General features: G+C 70.7%; 18 protein-coding genes. 6 read left to right on the top strand and 12 right to left on the bottom strand.

All coding sequences use genetic code 11. The annotated features are described in order from the left end of the window. Positions 1-1,022 (top strand): DUF3048 domain-containing protein (locus V7E09_RS08255; protein ID WP_324523243.1); only part of this gene is annotated, 1,022 nt, incomplete at its 5' end. A 6-nt stretch (positions 1,023-1,028) separates the two neighbouring features. Here V7E09_RS08255 and V7E09_RS08260 read toward each other — a convergent pair. The 8 genes from V7E09_RS08260 to V7E09_RS08295 form a co-directional block, all read right to left on the bottom strand. Continuing rightward, the gene (locus V7E09_RS08260) at positions 1,029-2,117 is read right to left on the bottom strand and encodes a hypothetical protein (RefSeq protein ID WP_324523244.1); all 1,089 of its coding nucleotides are present in this window, start codon (positions 2,115-2,117) and stop codon (positions 1,029-1,031) included. Next, the gene (locus V7E09_RS08265) at positions 2,105-3,415 is read right to left on the bottom strand and encodes a glycosyltransferase 87 family protein (protein WP_324511694.1); all 1,311 of its coding nucleotides are present in this window, start codon (positions 3,413-3,415) and stop codon (positions 2,105-2,107) included. The genes V7E09_RS08260 and V7E09_RS08265 overlap by 13 nt, the downstream gene beginning before the upstream one ends. Before the next feature lie 12 nt (positions 3,416-3,427). Next, complete coding sequence (locus V7E09_RS08270) at positions 3,428-5,575, bottom strand: transglycosylase domain-containing protein (RefSeq protein WP_324523245.1); 2,148 nt, start codon at positions 5,573-5,575, stop codon at positions 3,428-3,430. 302 nt (positions 5,576-5,877) lie between these two features. Continuing rightward, positions 5,878-6,903: a TerC/Alx family metal homeostasis membrane protein gene (locus V7E09_RS08275; protein ID WP_324511692.1), complete on the bottom strand. Its 1,026-nt coding sequence runs from the start codon at positions 6,901-6,903 to the stop codon at positions 5,878-5,880. Positions 6,904-7,127: 224 nt separating this feature from the next. Beyond that, positions 7,128-9,176 (bottom strand): heavy metal translocating P-type ATPase, encoded by a 2,049-nt coding sequence (locus V7E09_RS08280; RefSeq protein WP_324523246.1) that lies wholly within the window; start codon positions 9,174-9,176, stop codon positions 7,128-7,130. 354 nt (positions 9,177-9,530) lie between these two features. Beyond that, entirely contained in the window at positions 9,531-9,692 is a 162-nt protein-coding gene (locus V7E09_RS08285; RefSeq protein WP_324511690.1) for a hypothetical protein, read from the bottom strand. Between the two features lie 48 nt (positions 9,693-9,740). Beyond that, positions 9,741-10,016: a metal-sensitive transcriptional regulator gene (locus tag V7E09_RS08290; RefSeq protein ID WP_324511689.1), complete on the bottom strand. Its 276-nt coding sequence runs from the start codon at positions 10,014-10,016 to the stop codon at positions 9,741-9,743. Positions 10,017-10,068: 52 nt separating this feature from the next. Then, on the bottom strand, positions 10,069-11,745 hold the full coding sequence (locus tag V7E09_RS08295; protein WP_324523247.1) for an FAD-dependent oxidoreductase: 1,677 nt from the start codon (positions 11,743-11,745) through the stop codon (positions 10,069-10,071). Between the two features lie 199 nt (positions 11,746-11,944). Between V7E09_RS08295 and V7E09_RS08300 the strand changes: the two genes are divergently transcribed. Together V7E09_RS08300 and V7E09_RS08305 are read left to right on the top strand one after the other, a co-directional pair. Beyond that, on the top strand, positions 11,945-12,406 hold the full coding sequence (locus tag V7E09_RS08300) for a hypothetical protein (RefSeq protein WP_324511687.1): 462 nt from the start codon (positions 11,945-11,947) through the stop codon (positions 12,404-12,406). 103 nt (positions 12,407-12,509) lie between these two features. Then, positions 12,510-13,091 carry a DUF305 domain-containing protein gene (locus V7E09_RS08305; RefSeq protein WP_324511686.1) on the top strand — a complete coding sequence of 194 codons (582 nt, stop codon included), beginning with the start codon at positions 12,510-12,512 and terminating at the stop codon, positions 13,089-13,091. Positions 13,092-13,218: 127 nt separating this feature from the next. Here the strand turns inward: V7E09_RS08305 and V7E09_RS08310 are convergent, their stop codons facing one another. Genes V7E09_RS08310 through V7E09_RS08320 form a run of 3 tightly spaced genes read right to left on the bottom strand, consistent with a single transcriptional unit; the run spans position 13,219 to position 15,195 of the window. Beyond that, entirely contained in the window at positions 13,219-13,926 is a 708-nt protein-coding gene (locus V7E09_RS08310) for a metal-dependent transcriptional regulator (RefSeq protein WP_324511685.1), read from the bottom strand. A gap of 9 nt (positions 13,927-13,935) precedes the next feature. Next, on the bottom strand, positions 13,936-14,088 hold the full coding sequence (locus tag V7E09_RS08315) for a hypothetical protein (protein WP_324511684.1): 153 nt from the start codon (positions 14,086-14,088) through the stop codon (positions 13,936-13,938). 30 nt (positions 14,089-14,118) lie between these two features. Then, positions 14,119-15,195, bottom strand: a complete 1,077-nt coding sequence (locus tag V7E09_RS08320; RefSeq protein ID WP_324511683.1) for a sodium:proton exchanger — start codon at positions 15,193-15,195, stop codon at positions 14,119-14,121. Between the two features lie 329 nt (positions 15,196-15,524). Here V7E09_RS08320 and V7E09_RS08325 point away from each other — a divergent pair, with 329 nt between their 5' ends. Together V7E09_RS08325 and V7E09_RS08330 are read left to right on the top strand one after the other, a co-directional pair. Then, positions 15,525-16,130 (top strand): helix-turn-helix domain-containing protein, encoded by a 606-nt coding sequence (locus V7E09_RS08325; protein ID WP_442956856.1) that lies wholly within the window; start codon positions 15,525-15,527, stop codon positions 16,128-16,130. A 4-nt stretch (positions 16,131-16,134) separates the two neighbouring features. Next, positions 16,135-16,851: a B3/B4 domain-containing protein gene (locus V7E09_RS08330; RefSeq protein WP_442956857.1), complete on the top strand. Its 717-nt coding sequence runs from the start codon at positions 16,135-16,137 to the stop codon at positions 16,849-16,851. Positions 16,852-16,937: 86 nt separating this feature from the next. Here the strand turns inward: V7E09_RS08330 and V7E09_RS08335 are convergent, their stop codons facing one another. Continuing rightward, the gene (locus tag V7E09_RS08335) at positions 16,938-17,576 is read right to left on the bottom strand and encodes an NAD(P)-dependent oxidoreductase (RefSeq protein ID WP_324523248.1); all 639 of its coding nucleotides are present in this window, start codon (positions 17,574-17,576) and stop codon (positions 16,938-16,940) included. A 92-nt stretch (positions 17,577-17,668) separates the two neighbouring features. Between V7E09_RS08335 and V7E09_RS08340 the strand changes: the two genes are divergently transcribed. Then, positions 17,669-18,033 (top strand): winged helix-turn-helix transcriptional regulator (locus V7E09_RS08340; protein WP_324511679.1); only part of this gene is annotated, 365 nt, incomplete at its 3' end.

Here is an 18,033-nt window from a genome sequence, read left to right on the forward strand (position 1 = left end):
CCCCAGACCCCTCCCCCACACCCACGCCGTCCCCGACGCCGACGGCGGGACCACGCTGGCCCCTCACCGGGCGACCCCTGGCCGACCCGGCCGCCGCCGCCCACGCGGCCGTCGCGGTCAAGGTCCCCGACAACCGCAACGAGCACCCGCAATCGGGCCTCAACGAAGCCGACCTCGTGTTCGTCCAACTGGAGGGCTACGCCGACGCCAAGGGCGAGAGCGCGACCCGGCTGGCGCCGGTCTTCCACTCGACGCTGCCGGCACGGGTCGCCCCCGTGCGCTCGGTGCGCCCCGTGGACGTGCCGCTGCTGGCCCCGCTGCGGGCGGTCGTCGGCAGCACGGGGAGCTCCGAGTGGGTGTCCAACTACGCCGGGCAGTTCTCCTCCTACCTGGATGTCTCCTGGACGAACCTCGCTGCCCGCGACCGGGGCGCCTACTCGATCGACCAGTCACGGGTGCGGAAACTGAACGGCACCACCTACTACGACCGCGCCGTCGTCTGCCACCCGCAGGCGCTCGCGGGGCTGGCGTCCGCGCCGTTTTCGGCGGGCCCCCCTCAGCCGTACCTCCCCTTTGCGATCGTGGACACCGACGTCTCCACGCTCACCGGCACGCCCGCCGCCAGCGTGCGCGTCCCGTGGAAATCGGGGGGCACCTACACGATGGGCTACGACTACGACCCGGCTACCGGGACCTATCTGCGCAGCATGCCGTGGGGACCCCACGTCCTGGCCGACGGCCAGCGGGTCAGCACCGACAACGTCCTGGTGATCCGCGCGGGCCAGCGCACCGCGAAGCTCGCCCCCGGGTCCGGGGCGCCCGACCCGATCCACGACATCATCGACGCGACCGGGACCTTCGTCTACGCCCACGGCGGGCGCAGCGTCCAGGGCACATGGTCCAAGGGTGCGGTGGCGGACCCGTTCGCGTTCACGCTGACCGACGGAACGCCGCTGGCCATGGCGGCGGGCCGCACGTTCGTCGAACTGCCCGCCGCGGACGCCGACGTCCAGCTTGCCTAGGCCGTCTCAGCTCGCCCAGCGTCCGGTGAAGTACAACCACGCCCACACGCCTTGCACCACCAGCGCCAACGCCGCCGTGATCGCCCCGACGACGATCCAGCCGCGGGTGCGTGGGCGGGAGGACGCGAAGTCGCCCAGGAGCCGCCACAGCGGGAACCACAGCAGGACCGCCCGATTGACGCTCATCAGCCAGTAGGACAAGGAGAACGCCAACACCTGCACGCCCACCCACGACGCCTCCGCGACCCGGCGCTTCGCGAGCGCCACTACGGTGACGACCAGGCCGACGATCCACGAGATCAGCTCCGCACGGAACAGCCAGGGCCATTCGGGATGCTCGGCGTTCGGCGTCCACAACGTGTTCCAGTGGTTGGTCAGCGCCTCCCAGGGCCAGTGGAAGCCCCGCTGCCAGCCCGCCTCCTGCGCGGCGAACCACGCCGTCCATGAGCCGGTGAGCCCGTAGAGGTAGGTGACGTACACCACGAGCACCGCGGTGGGGAGCACCAGCCACGACAGTCGTCCGGCGAGGCTTTGACCGCGTCCGAGTTTCTGGGTGAGCGCCAAGATGGCCAGCGCCCCGATGAGGAACAGCCCCGACACTCGCAGCGTCGAGGCGAGGGCCGCCAGCACGGCGGCCTGGCCCCACTTGTCCTTGGTCGCCCGCTCCCAGGCCCAGAAGGCGGCGGCGCAGAACGGAGACTCGGTGTAGGGCACGGCGGTGAACACCGCGGTCGGCGCGAGCAGCCACGCGATCGCGCCCCAGGGGCCGGCGATCCGCTTGAGCGCGAACGCCGCCACCAGCGAGCACACGAGGGCGATCACGGTGCCGCCGAGCACCGTCGGGACGCCCAGCAGGCCGATGCCGTGCAGCACCAGCGGCCAGCCGGGGAAGAACGCCATCTCCTTGGGGTCGGCATAGGCCTCGGAGGAGATCTTCAGGAAGTGGGCGACGTCCCACTGGGCGATCACCGAGTCCAGCGAGCGAGCGTTGATGACGGCGATGGCGACGGCGACCACCGCGATCATGAGACGGCTCAGCAGCCAGACCTGGACGATACGAAGGTTGTCGTCCTCCAACCGCTTCACGCGTGCCACCGGCGTCCTCCCACCGCCTGCGCGGTCACGATGTCGCGCACCACCCGGGACGCGAACCAGATCTGGGTTCCCATCCTGACGAGGATGGCGAACCAATAGGCGCGCGGCTCGCCGTCGCCCGCGTACAGGTCGCCGGCGAGATAGGACCAGACCGCGCCCCAGTAGATCAGCTCGCCGATCGAGAACACCGCCCAATCGAGGATCTTCGGACGAGCCAGCGCGGCCAAGGGCAGCAGCCAGAGCATGTACTGCGGGCTGTAGACCTTATTGACCAGGCAGAAGGCGACCACGATGAGGAAGGCCCCCTGCGCGAGGGTGGGGGTCACGGGCGCGCGCAGGTAGGCCAGCGCGAGCCCGGCAGCGGCGGCCAGCAGCAGAAAAGCCAGGAGGGCCGACAGGCTGGGCAGCGACCAGCCCAGTCCTTCCAGCACCAGCCACAGCGACCCCAGGTCGGCCCCGCGATCCGCGTTGAAGGTCCAGAAATGCGCCCAGCCCCGCGGGGTGGCGAGCAGGACGGGCACGTTGACCAGCAGCCAGCTCCCCGCCGCGCCCCCGACGGCGAATGCCGCGTCGCGCCAGCGCCGCTCCCGCACGCAGATGAGCGCGAGCGGGAGGAGCAGCAGCGCCGGATACAGCTTCGCGGCCGTGCCCAGCCCGAGGAGTACCCCCGCCCAGCCGGGGCGTCGGCGTCCCCAGGCCCAGATGGCCGCCGAGGTCAGCAGCATGGGGAGCAGGTCCCAGTTGATGAGGCCGCCCAGCGCGACCAGGGGGCTGGCGGCGACGAACAGCGCTGCCCAGCGCAGGTCGCGGTCCGGGGGCGCCGTCGCGTCGAACCGGTCCAGACCCGTCCAGCCGCGATCCTGCGCCGGCCCGACCTCGCTGCGCGGCATCCTCAGGTGCACCACGACCAGGCCCAGGAAGCACAGGAACAGCGCCACGGCGCTGACCCCGAAGAAGGCGACCATCCGGTCCCCGGGGAAGACACCCGAGATGAGCCGGGTGACGTAGATGAAGACGCCGGTCAGGACGGGATACTCCAGATCCGCCTGCAGGTAGGGGACCTGCGCTTGCTCGATCCCTCGCCATCCCCACAACGCAGTGATGTCGGAGTAGCAGCCCGCCGAGTACTGAAGGGAGGCGTCCTCCAGGCAGGGGGCCTGCCGGGCCATGAGGATCGACCAGGTCAGCGTCGCTGCCCCCACCGCCACCACCGCCGGGGGCAGCACGGGGCGCGAGGACGCCATGGCTCGGCGGCCACGAAGGCCGCCGAGCAGGGACTCCAGCGGGGACGCGGTCATGCCGCCGACCCGCTACGGGCGAGCCGTGGGCGTGGTCGTGGGCCTGCTGGTGGTGCGGGTCGGTCGGGCCGTCGGTTCGGCCGTGGTCGGCTCGCTGGTCGGCTCGGAGGACTGGGTCGGCTCGCTCGTCGTCGGTGCTGCGGACGTCGGACGGACGGACGCCGTGGCCGTGGGCGTGGCCGTCGGCGTCGGTGTGGGCGGCGCGGTGAAGTTGCCCTTGCGGGTCTGCTTCACCGCGGCCGGGAAGTCGATCCTCTCCTTGCCCGCCATGGCGACCTTCATGTACGCGTTCCACCCGACGGCCGAGTAGGTCGAGCCGTAGGTGTTGCGACCCAAGTTGCTGAGCGCCTGCGGGCCGGCGGTCAGCACGAAGGCCGTGGAGATCTGGCGGGTGGCGCCGACGAACCAGGTCGCGAGCGTCTCACCGTTGGAGAAGTTGGTGCCTGTCTTGCCCGCCACCTCGTAGTTCAGGCCGGACACGGCCACCCGGCCGGTGCCGTCCTGCGTCACGCCCAGCAGCGCGTTGACCGCGTTGGTGGACACGTCGTTCTCGATGGTCTGCTCCGGATTGATCGTCGGGCTGTAGACGACCTGCCCGTTCATGTCGGTCACCTGGGCGATGATGTGGGGGGTGGTGCGCTTGCCTTCGTTCGCCAGGGTCGCGAACCCACGCGCCGCCTCCAGGGGAGACACCTCGGCGCTGCCGAGCGGGATGTTGGGCGTCGCCTGCCACTTGTTGTTCACCAGACCGGCGTCGAGCGCGGCCTGGATGACCTTCTGCGGCCCGTCCTTCATCTGGGTCACGAGGTCGACGTAGGCCGTGTTGATCGAACTGGTCGTCGCCTTCTCCAGCGTCACGGGTCCATAGTTGTGCCCGCCGTTGGTGATCGGCTTGCTCTCACCCTTGAGCGTGAACGTGTCGCCGTTGAACCGGTCGGTGAGGGAGGCGCCATCGCGCAGCCCCGCCACCAGAGCCCACGGCTTGAAGGTCGAGCCGGCCGCTCGGGGAGTGACCGCGTAGTTGGTGAAGTCGGAGGTGTAGTCCGGCCCGCCGTACATGGCCAGGATCGCGCCCGTCCCGGTGTCGATCGACGCGATCGCCGGGTGGTAATAGTTCGGGTCCTGGTTCTGTGCCTTGGCGATCCTGGCTGCCTGATCCTGCGCGGCGGCCACGGCGGCGTCCTGCAGCCGCTTGTCGATCGTCGTCGTGATCCGCAGGCCACCGCCTTGGATCTGAGCCTCATCGAAGCCGGCCGCCTTCAACTCCTCCTGCACCAACTTCAGCAGGTGCCCCTTGGGCCCGCCCCAGCGCGACTCGGCCGAATCGAGGGTCGGGAAGTCCGGCAGCGTGGTGTAGAGCTCCGCGCGCTGATCCTCGGTGATGTACTTCAGCTTCACCATCTGGTTCAAGACGTACTGGTAACGCTCCATCAGGTCGCTGCGCTGCGCCTCGCCGCGCCCCGGGTCGAGGTTGTTCGGGGAGTTGATGATGGCCGTCAGCGCCACCGACTGAGCCAGGTCGAGATCCTTGGCGTCGATCCCGAAATAGGCCTGCGAGGCGGCCTGGATGCCGTAGGCGCCCCGCCCGAAGTAGACCGCGTTCAGGTACCGCTCGAGGATGTCCTCCTTGGACAGTTCCTGACCGATCTTCAGCGCGACCAAGATCTCGGTGAGCTTCCGGGTGAACGTCTTGTCCTGGGTCAGGTACATGACCTTGACGTACTGCTGGGTGATCGTCGAGCCACCCACCGCGTCACCGGGGCCCACCAGGGACGCGGCGGCGCGCATGAGGCCGGGAATCGAGATGCCCGGATCGTCCCAGAAGGTCTCGTTCTCGCCCGCGACCACTGCCTGCTTGGCCGTCTCAGGCATCTCGGACAAGGGGATGGAAACGCGGTTCTGCACCGCGAACGTGCTCATCTGCTCCTGGCCGTCGGCGTAATAGACGCTGGTGAGGTTGGTCTCGAAGTCCGTGTTCGGGTTCGGGATGCCTTGCCGGGCGTAGAGGACGCCGAAGACACCGGCACCGATCACGGCGAGCGCGATGATCAAGATGACAATCCACTTGAGGATGGACAGCACGATGCGCCCAGGCGTCCGGCGCTTCCGACCGGTCGAACGCGACGCGCGCGGGGCCGTCCCTTGGCTGTGATTAGTCATGCTGGTCCTCGACGAGTCTGCGCCCATGCGATGGCGCTGGGCGGTGGAGACCGTACCCCGGGACGGGCGCGATCATGCGGTCGGCAGCCGACGGAAGCCGCCGCGTCTCGGGGACACGGCGGCTCCGGCATCGGCCGGGTCGAGAGCGGCGCGGGGGCCGCGAGCCGGGGCGATGAACCCCTGCGCGCGGCCAGCACACACCGGCTCACCTGACGACCACATACACCCAGAATAGGTGCAACGCGCGATGGCCCGCAGAATCGCTGCCGCTGGCGACGTCAAGCGCGACACTCGGACACGGGTCAGGAGACCTGGTGTTCGGCCTCCACGGGCTGGGCGTCGCGCCGTTCCGCACGGCGGTTGGCGATCAGGCTCGTGATCGTCACGATGACGAGGATGCCGACGATGACGCCCAGCGAGGCGAGCGTCGGGACGGTCGGCACCCAGGCCCAGACGCCGTGGGCCCAGTGCAGCACCAACTTGACGCCGATGAAGGCCAAGATGATCGCCAGCCCGTAGCTGAGGTGGACCAGCTTGGCCAAGACCCCCTGCAGGACGAAGTAGAGGGCTCGCAGCCCCAGCAGGGCGAACGCGTTGGTCACGAACACCAGGTAGGGGTCGCCGGTGATGCCATAGACGGCGGGAACCGAGTCGATGGCGAACATGATGTCGGTGGCCAGGATGGCGATGGTGACGACCGCCAGCGGCGTCAGCGCGCGACGACCGGCCTCGCGGACGATCATCTTGGTACCGCGGTAGTCCTCGGTGACAGGCCAGAACCGGCGGATGAGCCGCACGATCTTCAGCTCGGACACGTCGGTGTCGTGGCCTTCACCCTGGGCGTCGCGCCAGACCTTGACGGCCGTGGCGAGCAGGATCAGGCCGAAAAACAAGAAGGTGATCGAGAACTGGGCGATCAGCGTCGCCCCGACGGCGATGAAGATGGCGCGCAGCACCAGGGCGCCGGCCACCCCGATTAGGAGGACGCGCTGCTGGAGTTCCTTGGGCACGGCGAAGCCGGACAGGATGAGCATGAACACGAAGAGGTTGTCGACCGACAGCGACTTCTCGACCAGGTAGCCGGTGTAGTACTCCAGCCCGATCTGACCCCCGTGCTGGACGAGGAGATAGACGCCGAACAGCACGGGCAGCGCGATGTAGAAGATCGACCAGCCGATGGCCTCCTTCATCGAGACCTCGTGGGGGCGGCGCGTGATGATGAAGTCGAGGACGAACAAGGCGATGACGCCGCCGATGGTCCACGCCCATAGGGCGGGGGTGCCGATGGTGTCCAGCCCGGTTTCGAGCGGCAGAAGATACGGGTGCACAGGGGCTCCTCAGATCGTGAACGGTCTGAGGTCTCCTTCACCCTGATCGGGTGCTCACGTCGAGAACGATCTGCATCGTTCGGAATGTCCGACGGAGGCTTATGAAGTACTCCCCTCGACATCGAGAGTACCGAGCGTCCCCCGCGTCCCGCAACCTGATTGACCGGGCAACTACATCGGCTCGGCTCCGCTCGGGGGGCCGGGCGAGCGCCGGGTGGTCGATCTCAGCGGTCGCCAGTGAGGATCGATGCCGCCACGGACCCCGGGTCGAGCGTGAGGCGGCGGAGCCGCTGGGCGTTCAGTGCCACGACGATGGTGGACGCGGACATCAGCAGGGCGCCGACGCTCATGGGCATCACGACTCCGATCGGGGCGAGGACGCCCGCCGCCAGCGGAACGGTGACGAGGTTGTATCCGGCCGCCCACCACAGGTTCTGGCGCATGATGCGGTAGCTCGACTGGGACAGCCGGATCACCGACAGGACGGCGCGCGGGTCGTCGGAGGCCAGGATCCCCCCCGCCGAGCTGATCGCGACCTCGGTGCCCGCCCCGATCGCCAGCCCCACATCGGCCTGGGCGAGCGCGGGGGCGTCGTTGACGCCGTCCCCGACCATGGCCACGCGACGACCTTGGCCCTGCAGCGCCGCGACGCGTCCGGCTTTGTCGCCGGGCCGGACCCCCGCGATGACGTGGTCGATGCCCAGGTCGGCGGCGACGGCCTGGGCCACGGCCTCGGCGTCGCCGGTGACCATGCCGACCTCCACCCCGAGGCGGTGCAGGGCCGCGATGGCTTCGCGGGACTCGGGGCGCACCGCGTCCGCGAGCCGCAGGGCACCCACCACGGCGTCCCCACGCAGGACGTGCAGGATGATCGCGCCCTCGTCTGACCACTGCGCCGCGACCTCGCGGGGGGAGGCGCCACGCTCCTCCAGCAGGCGGGGTCCGCCCACCCGCACGACCTGTCCTTCCACCGTGGCGCTCACGCCGACGGCGGGCGAGGAGGCGAAGCCGGTGGCGGCCGGGACGCTCACCCCCGCCTCGGAGGCGGCGGTCACGATGGCCGCGGCCAGCGGGTGCTCGCTACCTGCCTCGGCGGCCGCGGCCCAGGCGAGCACCTGATCGGCGGTGACACCCTCGGCCGGATCGACGGCGGTGACGCCGGGGCGTCCTCGGGTGAGGGTGCCGGTCTTGTCGAACAGGACGACGTCGACGGTGCGCATCGCCTCCAGGGCGAGCCGGTCCTTCACGAGGATCCCCGCCCGGGCGGCCTTCTCGGTCGACAGTGACACGACCAGCGGGATCGCGAGGCCCAGGGCGTGCGGGCAGGCGATGACGAGGACGGTGATGGCGCGCTCCAGCGCTCCCCCGGGCTGGCCGAGCGCCAGCCACACCACGACGGTGACGACCGCCGCGCCCAGGGCGTACCAGAACAGCCAACCGGCGGCCCTGTCGGCGAGCCGCTGGGTTGTCGAGGAGGACGCCTGCGCGTCCGCCACGAGCTTGCGAATGCCCGCCAAGGTGGTGTCGTCGCCGACCGCGGTGACTCTGACCCGGACCCCGGAATCGGTGGCGATGGTGCCCGCGACGACGCGGTCGCCCGAGCCGCGCTGGACCGGGACGGACTCGCCGGTGACCATCGACTCGTCGAAGGCGGCCGTGCCGTCGACGATGACGCCGTCGGCGGGGACGGAGGCCCCGGGGCGCACCACGACGACGTCGTCGAGGCGCAGGCCGGCGGGGGCGACGGTGACGATCTGATCGCCCTCGACGCGTTCGGCCTCATCGGGCAGCAGCGCGGCCAGTGAGTCGAGCGCGGACGACGTCTCGGCGAGGGAGCGCATCTCCAGCCAGTGCCCCAGCAGCATGATGACGACCAGCAGGGCCAGTTCCCACCAGAAGCTGAGGCTCTCAGTGATGAGTCCGAGGCGGGACGCCCAGGAGGCGAGGAAGGCGGTGGTGATCGCGAGCGCGACCAGCGTCATCATGCCGGGCTTGCGCGAGCCGATCTCCGAGAATGCGCCGGTGAGGAAGGGGCGCCCGCCCCAGGCGTACATGACGGTGCCGAGCACGGGCGCGACCCAGCCGAGCCAGGCGGCGTCGGGGAACGGGTAGCCGAGCAGGTGGGCGAACATGGGATCGAGCAGCACGGTCGGGACGGCGAGCGCGAGCATGATCCAGAACAGCCGCCGGAACATGGCGGCGTGGTGGGCCATGTGACCCATGCCCCCGCCGCCATGGTTCATCGCGGTGTGGTCCATCCCTGCGTGATTCATGGCGCCGTGACCCATCGCGGCGTGATCCATCGCTGCGTGACCCGGGTGACCCTCCGCTGCGTGATCCATTGCTGCGTGACCCGGGTGGCTCGCCCCTGCGTGCTCCGTCCCCGCGGGGTCGGTGCTCGCGTGGTTCATCGCGGCGTGGGCACCGCGCTCAAGGGGTGTCGGGGCGTCATGGGCTGATTCGTGGCTGCTTCCCATAGCCGCCACGGTACCCCCGAGGGGTATCTAGACAAGAGCGAGTGGCCGCCCTCGCGCGGGTCGCTCTCCGACGTCGGTCATCGACCGGGCAAGGAGGCCGGAGCTGCCACTCCGGTCGCCGCGCGAGGGCGCTCCCACCCCCGTGCGGGCTCAGCGCCCGAAGATCTTCGACAGCAGCCCGGTGGACGGCTCGTCGGCGTGCCCGGGGCAGCGCTGCCCCGCCGGGACGCCGCGCATGACCTGGTCGACGTGCTGGCCGCAGCCGGCCCAGGTGGTCTTTCCGCACTTCTTACAGGCGACAGCTCGACACATGGTGGTTCTCCTTGACGTGGTTTGTTCGGGTGGTGCGAACGCGGGCGCTCAGGCCAGCGTCATGAAGAGCTTCTCGAGCTCTTCGGTCGTGATGCCGTCCTCGGCGAGGGCGGACTCGGGATCGGCGACGCAGTCCTTCATGGCGGTCGCGATGATGGCGAAGCCGGCGCGATCCAGGGCGCTGCTCACTGCGGCGAGCTGCGTCACGACGTCGCGGCAGGGCAATTCCCGCTCAACGGCGTTGATCACGGCGTCCAACTGTCCGCGGGCGCGGCGCAGGCGGTTCAGGATCCGGCGGGCGTTCTCGGGATCGTTCGTGGCCATCGTGATGCCTTTCGGTGGAGGGACGGGGTCAGGAGAGCCGGTGTCGGCTCGCCTAGGCTCCCACGGCGAGCAAAGCGGTGGCGCGATCGCCCAGGGTGGCGCGCAGCGTCAGCATGCCGCCGGACAGCGAGGCGGAGTCGAAGCCGGCCTGGGTCAGGACGCGGTGCGCGATGGCCGATCGGACGCCGGACGCGCACAGCACCCGCACCGGACGCCCGCCCGCGGCCGCGCGCACCTCGTCGAGGCGTTCGCGCAACTGCGTGTGCGGGATGTTCAGGGCGCCCGGGATCGCCCCGGTGGCGACCTCGGTGGCGCTGCGGGCGTCCAGGAGGAGCGCCTGCTCGCGGACGGCGTCCAGATCCTCGGCGTACCACAGTCGCAGCGTCTGGTTGAGGACGTTCTCCCCGACCATGCCCGCGAGGTTGACCGGGTCTTTGGCCTGGCCGTAGGGCGGGGAGTAGGACAGGTCGAGGTCGATCAGGTCGGTGACGCTCAGCCCCCCTCGCATCGCGGTGGCGAGCACGTCGATGCGCTTGTCGACGCCGTCGGTGCCGACGGCCTGCGCGCCGAGCAGCAGTCCGTCCTGGGCGCGGACGTGGACGACGAGGTGGATCTGCGTCGCGCCCGGGTAGTACCCGGCGTGCTGGTTGGGGTGCAGGTGGAGCGTCACGTACTCCAGCCCGGCGGCGTCCAGGGCGGCGCGGTTGGCGCCGGTGAGGGCGGCGGTGAGCGATCCGACGCGGACGATGGCCGTGCCGAGCGGCGCCGGGATCGGCCGGGCCTGCTCGGGGCGCAGGATCGCGTCGGCGACGAGGCGCCCGGCGCGGTTGGCGGGGCCCGCGAGGGCGACCGGACGGACGGCCTCGGTGACGGCGTCCACGCTGGCGGTGGCGTCCCCGACGGCCCACACCCCCTCCAGGGAAGTACGGCCGTGCGCATCGACGAGCATCGCGCCGCGCTCGCAGGCCACCCCGGCGGCCTCGAAGGCGGCCGTGTCGGGGCGCACGCCGACGGACAAGACGATGAGGTCGGCCGGGACGCGGCTGCCGTCGGCCAGGACGACGGCGTCGCGCCCGCCTTCTGGCTCGATGGCGGTGGCGGCGACGCCTGCGCGCACGTCGATGCCAAGCGCGGCCAGTTCCGCGGTGACCAGGGTGGCCAGTTCGGATTCCAGCGGCGGCAGCACGTGCGGGGCCAGTTCGACGATGGTGACGTTGAGGCCCTGGTGGGCGAGCGCCTCGGCGGCCTCCAGCCCGATGAACCCGGCGCCCAGGACGACGGCGTCACGGGCCCCAGCCTCGACGCCGTCGCGCAGGGCGAGGGCGTCTTCGACGGTGCGCAGCGTCCGGACGCGCGGGGAGTCGATGCCGGGGATCGGCGGGACGACGGCGCGCGCCCCGGGGGCCAGCACGAGGGCGTCGTAGTCGAGCTCGGCCACCCCGTCGGGGGTGTTGACGGTGACGACCTTGCGGTCGGCGTCCAGGCCAGTGACATCGTGGCGGGTACGGACATCGAGGTCGAGGGCGGCCCGCAGCGACGCGGGGGTCTGGACGAGCAGCGCGCCCGGGTCGGTGATCTCGCCGCCGACGTAGTAGGGCAGCCCGCAGTTGGCGAACGAGACGTGCTCGCCGCGTTCGAGAACGACGATCTCGGCCGCTTCGTCGAGGCGGCGGGCGCGCGCCGCGCAGCTCATGCCGCCCGCGACGCCACCCACGATCACGATCTTCATCGGGCAGCCCTCTGGGCGTGGCGGGCGGACGCATCGGCGACGCGCGGGGCGCGGGCGGCCTCGCGGCCACAGGAAGACTTCATGGCTCGAACTATACCCCCGGGGGTATCTGATCCCAAACCTGACACCCCCGCGGGGCAAGGCCAGCAGGTTCCTGCGAGAGCGTCCTGGGATGGGGACGCACGTAGACTCACCGGCAATGAACTGGCGACTCCGCTCCCCGCAGCCGCCGCGCCACCTGGTGCGCGGCGTCCTCGCCGCGCTCGCCGTGGTGTTCGGGCTGCTGGCGATGCATGGTTTCGGCACCCACGGGTTGGGCCACGGCTCCCACGCGGACCCGCCGCTGCCCACCGCACCCCTGGCATTCGCCGAGCCCGGCGTCGGGGCACATCATGGCCCGCAGACGCCCGCCGCGGAGTCGAGCGACGCGCGTTCTCCCGCTGCCGCTTCACAGTCGGCCGGCCAGCCCATCCTCGGCGAACTGGCCATGGTCGCGGCCTGCGTGGTGGTGCTGCTCCTGATGACGCCCTGGGGACTGCCGCAGGTTCGCCTGATGGCATCGCGACCGCGCCGCGTCGTGCGGGGCTGGATCTCCTCCACCAGCACCCGCCCCGACGGCGCCCCACCGTCCCTCCACACCTTGTGCATCAGCCGGACCTGACGGCGAGCCCGATGGGCCGGACGCCGCTGCGTCTGGCACGTCTCTCCGCGCCGACGCGACCGTCGGCCTGTCTACCGGTTCGACCACCACAAGGAGTTTCACCATGAAGGCAATCCCTGCGGCCCTGGCCGCCCTCACCCTGATCGCCATGCCCGTCCTGGCCGGCTGCACCGCCACCACCACCCCGGCGACGTCGCCCGCTTCGGCGTCACCGTCGACCTCAGCGGTGGCGTTCAACGACGCGGACGCGATGTTCGCGTCGATGATGATCCCCCACCACGAGCAGGCCATCGAGATGTCGGACATGATCCTCAGCAAGGAAGGCGTCGACCAGCGCGTCATCACCTTGGCCGAGCAGATCAAGGCGGCCCAGGCCCCCGAAATCGCGACGCTGCGCGGTTGGCTGTCCGCCTGGAACGTCAACGAGTCGGGCATGAGCCACGGCGGGCACGACGGCGGCATGATGTCGGATGGCGATCTCGCCGCCCTGAAGGCCGCCTCCGGCGCAGAGGCGTCCCGGCTGTTCCTGGGCCAGATGATCGTCCATCACGAAGGGGCCGTCACGATGGCGCAGAGCGAGGTGGACGGGGGTCAGAACCCGGACGCCATCGCCTTGGCCCGAGAGATCATCGCCGCGCAGACCACCGAGATCCAGACGATGCGCGACCTCCTCACCGCCCTGTAGCTGAACCCATCACCGCCGCGTCCGCATCACCGCCGTGCCCGAATGGCAGGCATGGCTGAATCACCGGCGCAGCGGAGTCGGAGCCGGTCACAGGCGTCGTGGGCTCAGCACCGGCGGCGGCCGTGCGTCACATGGACGCGTCGGCCGTCGCCGTCTCAGCGCCCTCGCGCACCGGTCCGACCCGGACCGCGTCGGCGGCGGGAAGACCGAGCTCGACGGCGACCCCGCCGACGCTGATCTGGACGGCCGCGGCGGCGGGGTTCACGCCGGTGACGGTGAGCCGGGTCCCCACCCAGATGCCGTGTTCGCTGAGGTAGCGCAGGATGTCGGGTGAGCGGTCCGAGACGCGCAGCACCCGTACTTGGGCGCCGGTGGCCACATCGCTGAGAGCCTGGCTGCGGTCGGTGGGGACGCGTCCCTCGGCGTCCGGGATGGGATCGCCGTGCGGGTCGTGGGTGGGGTGGCCGAGGGCGGCGTCCATCCGGTCGATGACCAGGTCGGAGACGGCGTGCTCCAGCTGGTGGGCTTCCTCGTGGACCTGATCCCAGGACAGCCCCAGGCGCTCCACGAGATAGGTCTCCACGATGCGGTGACGCCGGACGATGTCGAGGGCGATGGTCCGCCCGGCGTCAGTCAGGTCGATGCTGCCGTACGGCTCATAAGAGATGTAGCCGTCGCGGGCGAGCCGCTTCAGGTTCGCCGACACGGTCGAGGGCGTCACGCCGAGCTGGGCGGCCAGGTCGGTCGTCGCCGGCTGTTCGCCGGGCAATTCGCGGGCCTTCCAGATGAGGGTGACGTAGTCCTCGACCATGCGGCTCACCGGAGCGGGATTCACCGGGTCATCCTAGGCGTGAGCACCCACGACGTTCGACGGCTCGTCGTCGTCGCTGGACTCCCGCTCGATCCGCCGGAACGGCGCGGTCAGCGTCGGGACGATGTCGCGGCGGTGAGCGATGAAGAAGCCGAGGGCGAGCACGACGTGGATCGCGCTGAGCACGTAGCGGCCCGTGGTGTCGGTGACGAAGAACTAGCCGGCGAACAGGGTGGCCAGGCCGAGCGCGGACCACCAGTGGAACCGCAGCGCGATGATGATGGCGACGCCGAGCAGCGTCTGGGTGGCGGTGAGGGTGAACTCCTCGACCTGGCGGGCATCCAGCACGAGTTCGGTGGGGCCGCCGCCGAGCAGGTGGGCGACGGGCAGCGATCCGACGAGCAGGCTCCACTGGTTGACCTTCGAGGCGATCAGCGTCCCGATGGCGGCCGCGCCCTTGCCGCGGAGGGCGAACAGCACGGCGATGATGAACTCGGGTGCTTCAGAGGCGAGCGGGGCGAGCCACTGCACGAGGAAGTAGCTGTCGATGCCGAGGGCCGACCCGGAGGCGACCAGGGCGTCGGCGAACGGTTCCGCCGAGGACAAGATGACGGCCGCGGAGCCCAGGAACATGGCGACGACGAGGATGCGCCGCGGCCGGGTGTCCATGCCCGCGATGAGCGCGGACGCCCCCACGAACTCTTCCTCCTCCTCGTCGTGCACCTGCCCGGCCCGCCACAGGTGCAGGCCGAAGATGACGATCAGGCCGATGCCGAACCACAGCGGGATCGCACCGAACAGCGGGATGGCGAAAGCGAGGATGCCGAGGATCGCCAGGACGCCGATGTCGAGCCGGCTGTCGTTGGGGAGCTGCAGGAAGTGGGGCGCTACGGCACCCTTCTGCCGGGCGACGCGCCGGGCGACGACGAGGGCCACGATGACGACCAGCGGCCAGCCGAAGCCGAGCAGGAGCCGGTTGGAGCCGGTCATGTTCGCGGCGGCGTAGTGCAGGTAGGACGGGTCAGTGCCGGAGCGGTAGGCGTAATAGAGGTCGACGGCGTACTCGGGGAGGACTGCGATCAGGGCGAGCAGCGCGATCGCGAGCGCGCCGGAGATGTCCTTCTGGGCGGCCTCGGCGGCCCAGGCGAGCAGGAACGCGGACGCGACGACCGCGGCCCCGAAGATGAGGACGTCCGCGACCGGGGAGAACTCGATCCCCAGGATCCGCATGGTGACGGCGGGCGCGGCGATGAGAAGACACAACAGAATGCGGCGGGTGAGTGCGGCAGGCATGAGACGGCTCCGGTGAGGGGCGCGCGCCGAGGGACGCTGCCCTCGGCCACGACGATATGGCCGAAGGTCTCGTTCGCCTCGATTCGAGGTGCTACGCCGGGCGACCCGTTGATCGCCAGCATGTCGACGCACCGCGTCCGCGCGTGAGCACGAACGGAACTACTCCCCTTCTGCTTCAGCTTCTCCGACGGCTCCTGGGTGTGTCCACGCACACCGTGATGTTTGAATCGTCACACATTCTCTGCGCGTCCGGCCGGGCAGCAACCCCCGCCTGGAAGTAAGGCCACCAGATACACATAGTGCACTTGGCGTGCACTATGCTGCACGATATGGAGGATGAGGCGACGACGCTGGCGCACGCCATCGGCGCCCGGGTGCGCCACGAGCGCACCACCCGCGGCTGGACGCTGGACCAACTCTCCGCTGCCGCCGGAGTCAGTCGCAGGATGCTCGTCAACGTCGAACAGGGCGAGGCCAACCCCAGCGTCGGGACGCTGCTGCGCCTGGCAGAGTCCCTGGGCCTTGGACTGCCCGCACTGGTCGAACCGCCTCGCACCCAGACGACCCGGATCACCCGCAACGGCGACGGCGCCGTCCTGTGGCGGGGGGCCTCCGGCGGCTCCGGCGTCCTGGTGAGCGTGACGCAGCACCCCGACGTGATCGAACTGTGGGAGTGGCGTCTGGAGCCGGGCGAGCGGCACGCCAGCGAGGCGCACCGCGACGGGACTCGCGAACTCCTGCACGTTCACGAGGGGAGGCTCACGGTCGAGGTCGAGGGCGCCACGCTCGACCTGAACACCGGCGACTCCCTGGCCTTCCACGGCGACCTTCCCCATGCCTACGCCACCACCGGCAGCAGTCCCACCCGGTTCTCCCTCGCGGTGTACGAGCCGCGAGTCGGCGAACCTCGACGAACGGAGCATCACCGTGCCTGAAGCCTTGTCCGCAGCAGAGTTCCTTGCCCGCAGCCGCGTCGACGCCGACGTGTTCGCGCTGCGTCCTGACTACCGCGCGCTGCTGCTCGTCGCCGAAGGTCTCGACCCCGCCACCGCGGATCCAGCACAGCGGGCGCGCGTCGACGGCCTGGTCGCGGCCGCCGAGGAGCACGCCCGCACCGTGCTGGAGGCAACCCCCGTGGATCAGGTGCCGCACATCGCGTCCTGGCGGGACGCCTACCGGGCGTTCGGGTCGAAACCGCAGCGCACCCGCAACAGCGTCGAGGCGCTGACCCGACGCGCTCCGGGCGGCCTGCCCCGCGTCAACACGCTGACCGACGCCTACAACGCCATCTCCGTCCTGCATCAGATCCCCCTGGGCGGGGAGGACATGACCCGCTACGACGGCCCGGCCAGGCTGGCGCGGGCGACCGGGGAGGAAGACTTCGACACCGCGGCCGACGGCGCGCCGGTGATCGAGCACCCCGAGCCGGGAGAGGTGATCTGGCGCGACGACCGTGGCGTGACGTGCCGGCGCTGGAACTGGCGACAGTGCCGGCGGACGGCACTCACCGACCAGACGCACACCGCGCTGTTCATCCTCGACGCCCTCGCTCCGCTCACCGATGCCGACGTGCTGGCGGCGGGCGACGCCCTGGCGTCCGCGCTGAGCGGGCTGGGCCCCGACGTGCAGATCACCCGGCGGCTGCTCGCCGGCTAGCGCCGACCGGCGCCGCAGGAGGGCGGCGTCTCGGGGGACGCGACACGGCCCGGCCCTCGTGGGGACCGGGCCGCGCAGGAGGGGTGTCAGTACGCGACGGAGACGTGCTCGCGGACGTGCTCGCCGGAGTCGATCAGGTCAGCGACGGCCAGGCCGAAGTCGGCCCCGGAGATCGCGGACTTGCCGTTCTCGTCGAACAGCGCCACCTCGCCGCCGAGGCGGTAGGTGCCGGTGGCCTCGCTGGGGGCATACGAGCCGAACTCGCCGGCCGGGCTGACGAACGTCCAGGACAGGTCGGCGGGGGCGTCAGTGCTCAGCCACTCACGGAAGCCGTCCATCTCCTTCGCCTCGGCGGCGAACTCGGCGGGGATGTCGCCGTCGGCGAAGCGCGGGGCGTCCGGAGCCGGGCGCAACGAGCCGAACCCGCCGATCACGATCAGCCGCACGCCCTGGGCTGCGGCGTCGGCGGCGAGCTGCCGGTAGGCGGCACCGAGGCGTCCGGCGTTGTCGCCGCGCGGGGACAGGGCCGCGACGACCACGTCCGCACCCGCGATCGCCTGCGCGGTGTCCGGGCCGAGCGAGCCCTGGATGTAAGTGACGCCCTCCAGCGGTTGGGCGGGGGCCGTGCGGCTGACGACGGTGACGTGGTTGCCGCGGGCGGCGGTCTGGGCGGTGATGTTGGCGCCGGCGTAGCCGGTCCCGCCGAAGACGGTGACGTTGGTCATGTGGGGTTTCCTTTCGAGGTTTCTCTGGCGATTCGCACCGCCACTGGTTACTGTAGGTGACCAGGTATCTACAGGGAAGAAGGCACTTTTCGGTGACTACCCTCGCGACGACGAACGACCACGCCTCACTCGGCAACCCGTACGACGAGGGCTGCCCGACCCGGCACATCCTCGACCGGATCGGCGACCGTTGGACGGTGCTCATCATCGGCGCCCTCGGCGCCGGGACGCTCCGGTTCAACGAGCTGCGCCGCCGCGTCGAGGGCATCTCCCAGAAGATGCTCACCCAGACGCTGCGGGAGCTGGAGCGGGACGGGATCGTGCACCGCACCGTCCACCCGGAGGTTCCCGTGCGCGTCGAGTACCGGCTCACGGAGTCCGGCGAAAGCCTGCGCGGCCCGCTGCGCGCCCTGGAGGAGTGGTCCATCGAGCACCTGGGCAGCGTGCTGGCCGACCA

The sequence above is a fragment of the Propioniciclava sp. genome (genome assembly GCF_036744435.1).
Lineage (GTDB): Bacteria > Actinomycetota > Actinomycetes > Propionibacteriales > Propionibacteriaceae > Propioniciclava.